This is a genomic window from Peribacillus faecalis, from assembly GCF_014712675.1.
Classification (GTDB): domain Bacteria; phylum Bacillota; class Bacilli; order Bacillales; family DSM-1321; genus Bacillus_AD; species Bacillus_AD faecalis.
The window spans coordinates 38,565-44,564 of sequence record NZ_JACXSI010000030.1; the positions used below are offsets into that span (position 1 = coordinate 38,565).

Consider the following 6,000-nt stretch of genomic DNA (forward strand, 5'->3'; position numbering starts at 1 on the left):
AGCCGGTAATCATGATTTTTCAATCAAGTAAGCGGCTGTTTTTTCATCATTCTTTTTTATTAAGTCTTCAAATTCAATGCCTTTAAGAATCTTTATGACGATTGGAGCTAAAATGACCATAGCATCACGGTAACCTAATTCTATATGTTTTTCTAATGAATTTCTGCTGATTTTAAAGCTTCCGGCACCATTAATCATTTCTAACGGTGTCGATGGATAAATGTTGATAATCGGTATTGCATTATTGATTACTTCTACTTTTGTCGCATAAGAAAGGTGAGTAACAATTATAAAGTTCAAATTATACTTCTTAAGCGGATAAATCGGGACATTGTCGGTATTATTACGTGAATAAGCGGGATTTTTTATGCCTCCATCAGCATATCGTTTTCCATTTATGACAATAGGTCTAAAAATATACGGAATTGCGCATGAAGCTAATACTATATTTATCATTTCTTCCTTGTTATAGTCATTTAACTTAAAATAATCAGGTTTTTCGTCATCGATATTGTAAGCACAGGCGTATATGCTCTTGCTCGATTTTTTTAACAGTTTTATATCAACAAATTCTTCTATGAAATGCTTGACGCCCAGCTGGGAAAGCAAGCCGATATCACTGGATTTCAATTCCTCGATGATCGTACTTTCACCGTTACTCACTCTTTTTAATTTTTCAATCAGTACCGGAGTTTTATGCATTTTTATATTTTCTTGTGATATGATTAACTTTGAGTAGGAAAGATGCGTCCAAGTTTCTTTCATCATTTTGTTATCATTCATAGCCAGTAAAAGAGCATTTACAGCTCCAACAGATGTCCCGGAAACCACATCGATATAATCAATTAAATTCAATTCTGATAAAGCTTTAAAAACTCCCGCCTCATATGCTCCTTTAGCGCCGCCTCCCGCTAATACCAGCCCGATTTTCAAATCTTCTAGTTTGTTAATGGGGTTTATAGTCATAATTAAATCCCTTTACTTAATATTTGAAATAATTTTAACCAATAAATTTGTTTATCGTTTGAACTGAATTTTAATAAAGGATGAATTAAAAAATATATGCTCATTTACTGTAACTGATGTAAATATATGTTTACATTTGGATTTTTTTATATAAAAACAGCAAGAAAACTCTAGTAATTTCTGACATTCGAAGTTCTTTAGGTTGATTCTCAAATAAGAATTACGCTATCCTTATGTGTATTGGGCCGCCTAAAGTTAATAGTTGAGAGAATCATTGACTATTAATGTTGAAGAGTTCACATTAATTCTTCGATTTCTTATTTCGATGATGTCGCAATACCATTTCATCAATTGTAAACAGAATTTTATAGGATGTGATTGCATTTTGAATTGGAAGAAACATTTAATGATTAGTAGTGCCCTCATTACAACCCTCGCGGTTAGTTTACCCGTCAGTGCTACTTCATTAACGGAACAGCGTGATGCTGTCAATCAACAAGCGGATGCTGTACAAGAGGATATGGCAGCAAAAAGGGCGGAGGCTGAAGAACTAGCTGCACAAAAGCAACAGGCATATGAAGAATTACAAGCTCTATCCTTGCAAGTTGCCAACTTAGAAATCCAAATGTATGAACAAACTTCAGAGCTGATACAAATTAAAGAGCGAATTGCCGAGTTAGAGATTAAAGAACAAGAAGCGAAGGAACAGCTTGATAAGCGTTTGAAAATCATCTCGAATCGACTTGTTGCTCTGCAGGAACAACAGTCTGACTCCAGTATTTTCTCAATTCTAATTGAATCTAATAGTATTGCAGATTTTGTTAATCGCGCTTTAACTGTTTCGTACATTATTGATTCTGATCAATCTCTTATGGATACATATGAGAAAGAAGAAGAGGAATATAATAACCTAAAATTAGAGGCAAAAGCTGAATTGGCAGAAGCTGAAAAGGTCCAAGCAGAGCTTGATCGAACAAAAGCTGAATTGGATGCGCAACAGCAAAAGAAAAACGAGTATATGGAAGAGTTGAACAGCAAATATGGCTGGACAATTGATAACATCTCGTCACTTCAAGCAGAGTTCGCTCAGTTGGAGCAAGAATCTAATAGTTTGGATCAGCAAATAAAAGAAGAAGAACAGAGAAAATTAGCAGAACAAAGAAGACTTGAGGAAGAGAAACAGGCTCAAGAAAGTCAGAATTCGGCTTCCAATGGTTCGTCATCTAACAGTGGTTCTTCTAATAATAATAGCAACATAAGCTCCAATACGGCATCGTCTGGCAGAGGATTTGATGTCCGTAATATGTCAGGTGTTACGGCTTCAAGTGTTGAGAATATCTTAACAGGGAAGTTAAGTGGCTATGGTTCTGTCTTTTATCAAGTGGGACATTCTTATGGAATCAATCCGGCATTTATGGCGGCAATAGCAATGTCTGAAACGGGCGGCAATAGCGCTTGGTTAAATAACTATAACAATGTAGGCGGATTTATTTTCAACGGGCCTATGAAATTTAATTCGATTGAAGATAGTATAAAATACATGGGATCTGTATTAACGCGTCTATATATTAACGATGGCTTATACACTGTTGAAGCAATTCATTCAAGATATTCGCCTGTTGGCGCAACGAACGATCCTAACAATTTAAATGTCAATTGGGTTAAAAACGTTTATAACTATTTAGGAAGAGCTGGAGCGGCAATATAATTTATAGTGAGAAGAAACAACCGATATCGCGGTTGTTTCTTTTTTTTGGCTCTGATAAAGAATGATGTTGAAAATGGATACCCTTCAAATAATGGGTTACAATAAGAACAAACATTTATTGGATAATTCGTTTTAATGGGGATCGTCAAAATATCTTGATAATTAACTAGTTTGGTTCTTGTTAGTAGATAGTCATAGTAATGAAAGTACAAATTGCTTACCTTTTAATATTAAATATGTTAAAGCATTAAATTTGAAAAGGAAAAGGTTATGAAAATTCGGCAACAAATACTACTGAATATTTTATTGTATTCAGTTTTTGCATTTTATTTAGTAATACTATTTGGGTTACTCTTTATGAAGGCACATTCGTTTAGTTCAATAAATATTGTGCCATTTCACAGTATAGGCAGTTATCTGTTTAGTGACAATAAACTTTTGCGTGCATTTGCGTTTTCTAATGTAGTAGGTAATATTGTTTTATTTGTCCCTTTAGGGGTTTATTTACCTCTATTTATTCAAGAAAAAAGCATATTAAAAAATATTTCATGGATAATTTTAATTAGTACATTAGTTGAAATCCTACAATTCGTATTTAAAGTTGGCGCTAGTGACATTGATGATGTAATTTTGAATGGATTAGGTGGCTTTATAGGAATAATAGCTTATAGAATATTATTAAAGAAGTTCGTGGTTTTTAGTAAAGTTAAGTTTGCTGTGACACTAATTGCACCAATAGCAGCAATACTAAGCGTTTTAGGTCTGGTTATTTATAATGCCTAAAATAGATAATTATTGATAAGCTAGCACCGAAGATTCATAAAGTTTATATTGGAAAAACTTTCATTGCGGAATTTGTAATAGTTCACCTTGAATTGCTCCATAGTTTAACGGTACTATGTATATCAGATATTTATATTTCGGAGGTAAATACATTACAGTGGAATGGAAAAATATTTATAAGGGTATGCTTATGGGAGTCAGTGATTTGATTCCAGGTGTAAGCGGAGGCACTGTTGCCTTTATTTTAGGTATATATGACAGATTGTTAGCTTCTATAAACGGATTTTTCAGCAGAGAGTGGAAAAAGCATATTGGATTCTTAATTCCTCTTGCAATTGGAATGGGTTCAGCAATTCTATTGCTGAGCAAGCTGATCGATTATTTATTGGAAAATCATTACGATCCTACACAATTCTTTTTTCTTGGATTAATTATCGGCGTATTGCCTTTTATTGTGAAAGAAGCAGATGTGAAAAGCCAGTTTACAACTAAACATTATGTAATTCTTACAATTGTGGCTATTTTCCTTGCATCATTAGCTTTTGTAAAACCTGTTGAAACGGCGGTTATTACATCATTATCTTTAAAATCGGGAATCGGTCTTTTTTTCTCAGGATGGATGGCCAGTATGGCGATGTTGCTTCCCGGCATTAGCGGTTCATTCATATTGTTAATTTTAGGTGTTTATTCATCTGTGATCGCGGCTATTTCAAGCTTTAACATCCCAATCATTATGGTTGTAGGTGCAGGGGTTGCACTTGGCTTTATCGTCAGCAGTAAGGTTATTAGCTATTTGCTGAAAAATCATCACTTTATGACGTATGCAGTCATTATCGGTTTGATCGTAGGTTCGATTTTTGTCGTTTTCCCGGGAGTTCCATCAAGTACAGGAACTATGGTTGCATCAATTGCAACATTCGCGGCAGGATTAGGTATTACATTGTATTTCAGCAGAAAGAACGCATAAAGCTCTCAGGATGAGAGTTACAAAGACGTTGCTGAAGGGCAATAGGTGCTGGGCGCAGAAGCTGAACTTTGATACAATTGTTTTGGCTTATATACAATATGAATTTTTATAATTTCCTAAAGCTAAATGGAAGCAGTATAATTCTTCGTGGGTTATACTGCTTTTATATTTCAAAATGTAAAATTTGTAATTTTCTATTAACATGCTATTTAGCTATTTAAGTTGTATAATAGTTTATCGTAAGGGTTTTTAGATTGAAGTAAGGGAGGAATAGGTGATGGAATGGGCTTTAGCTATTTTACTAGCAGCTGCTGTTGTGTTGCTCATTTTATCGTTTTATATAGCTAGCAAGACTAAGCAGGATCAAAAACGAGAAAATGAAGTGCTTTCTGCAACATTTATTAAAGAAGTAAATCAGCTGCAAGAACAAATTTCTAATGTGGAATTGGATCTTGAAATTCTTGCTTATGAAGCAAATCTTAAAAGTTCTTCTGAGCAACGTGCCGTTTTACGTGAAGTAGTAGATTTACATAGACGTAAGTATTCACTTAAAACAATTGCCGCTAAAACAAACCTATCAGAAAATGAAATTGAAAAAATGATTGAACCATTTAAAACGATAAAACCGAAGAGAGGAAATGTTGACGATGAAAGCTAATTTAATTCGCAGCTTTGCAGCAGGGCTTTTGTTGGCAACAGTAGTGAGCGGCTCTGTTTATTTTCTTTCGGGTGATTCTTCCAATGGAGAACAAGGAAGTTTATCAACTGAAGAAATGAAAACAGCTCTTACTAACGAAGGTTATAAAGTTTTAACGGAAGTAGAATATGCTGATGAACTGGCTGCAGCTCAAATTGAAGCTGAAGAAAGTCAAGAACAAGCAGCACCTGAAGAAACAACAGAGACAGTTGTTTACCGAACTATGATTACCGTTACACAAGGCATGACAAGCATTGATGTCGGTGATGCACTAGTGAGCGCAAAAATTATTGCGAACAGACAGGATTTTACTAAACTTGTCGAACAAAAAGATTTAGTTCATGATTTGCGTCCTGGGACGTTTGAAGTTCAGAGTGACATGACATTAGATGAAGTAATCGCGATAATTTTTAGACAGTAATTTTCTTCACCCCCTGAAAGAGATTCTTTCAGGGGGTTTTTGAATATTTAGGAATTATAAAATCACATGGTGTATAAGTTGAAAAAGTGTATAGACGTCCAGCTCCAGCGCCCAGCACCTCGAGGTCATAAGCCAAACCACTTCAGAAATTTTACAATTTCCTACGTGATTCGTCTTATGCAGGTCGGAGGCTCTCAGGACGAGAGTCACAGCGACGAAGATATGCGGACGTAGTGTTCTTAGTCGCTGTTCCTTACTTGGGGGCCGCTTCCGCTTTTCGGTTCCCGCATGTCTCATTTTTCATTGAAGTAGTATCGGGGAGTAAAATCAAAAATGAAAAAGGACCGGTGACGGTTTTTTCTGTGAAAATAAAAAAACTAAACGAAGCAAGTAGCGAAGAAAAGTAAGGAGAAAACAAGTGGATTTCAAAAAATGCCCAATCTTAAGAGAGGTATGCT

6 protein-coding genes are annotated in these 6,000 nt (G+C 35.1%); 5 read left to right on the forward strand and 1 reads right to left on the reverse strand.

Annotation, left to right across the window (positions count from 1 at the left end):
• Positions 1–9: 9 nt before the first annotated feature.
• Positions 10–966 (reverse strand): patatin-like phospholipase family protein, encoded by a 957-nt coding sequence (locus tag IEO70_RS12800; protein ID WP_190998766.1) that lies wholly within the window; start codon positions 964–966, stop codon positions 10–12.
• A 385-nt stretch (positions 967–1,351) separates the two neighbouring features.
• Here IEO70_RS12800 and IEO70_RS12805 point away from each other — a divergent pair, with 385 nt between their 5' ends.
• From IEO70_RS12805 to IEO70_RS12825, 5 genes are all read left to right on the forward strand, one after another.
• Positions 1,352–2,674: a PcsB-like coiled-coil domain-containing protein gene (locus tag IEO70_RS12805; protein ID WP_190998767.1), complete on the forward strand. Its 1,323-nt coding sequence runs from the start codon at positions 1,352–1,354 to the stop codon at positions 2,672–2,674.
• Between the two features lie 270 nt (positions 2,675–2,944).
• On the forward strand, positions 2,945–3,457 hold the full coding sequence (locus IEO70_RS12810; protein WP_190998768.1) for a VanZ family protein: 513 nt from the start codon (positions 2,945–2,947) through the stop codon (positions 3,455–3,457).
• A gap of 157 nt (positions 3,458–3,614) precedes the next feature.
• Positions 3,615–4,424, forward strand: coding sequence for a DUF368 domain-containing protein (locus IEO70_RS12815; protein WP_190998769.1), 810 nt, complete (start codon positions 3,615–3,617; stop codon positions 4,422–4,424).
• A 277-nt stretch (positions 4,425–4,701) separates the two neighbouring features.
• Positions 4,702–5,082: a hypothetical protein gene (locus tag IEO70_RS12820; protein WP_190998770.1), complete on the forward strand. Its 381-nt coding sequence runs from the start codon at positions 4,702–4,704 to the stop codon at positions 5,080–5,082.
• Positions 5,072–5,542, forward strand: a complete 471-nt coding sequence (locus tag IEO70_RS12825; protein WP_190998771.1) for a hypothetical protein — start codon at positions 5,072–5,074, stop codon at positions 5,540–5,542. The genes IEO70_RS12820 and IEO70_RS12825 overlap by 11 nt, the downstream gene beginning before the upstream one ends.
• Positions 5,543–6,000 lie beyond the last annotated feature (458 nt).

Coding starts and splice junctions, on each gene's coding strand:
- IEO70_RS12825 (WP_190998771.1), top strand. CDS start 5,072: ATGAAAGCTAATTTAATTCGCAGCTTTGCAGCAGGGCTTTTGTTGGCA.
- IEO70_RS12800 (WP_190998766.1), bottom strand. CDS start 966: ATGACTATAAACCCCATTAACAAACTAGAAGATTTGAAAATCGGGCTG.
- IEO70_RS12810 (WP_190998768.1), top strand. CDS start 2,945: ATGAAAATTCGGCAACAAATACTACTGAATATTTTATTGTATTCAGTT.
- IEO70_RS12820 (WP_190998770.1), top strand. CDS start 4,702: ATGGAATGGGCTTTAGCTATTTTACTAGCAGCTGCTGTTGTGTTGCTC.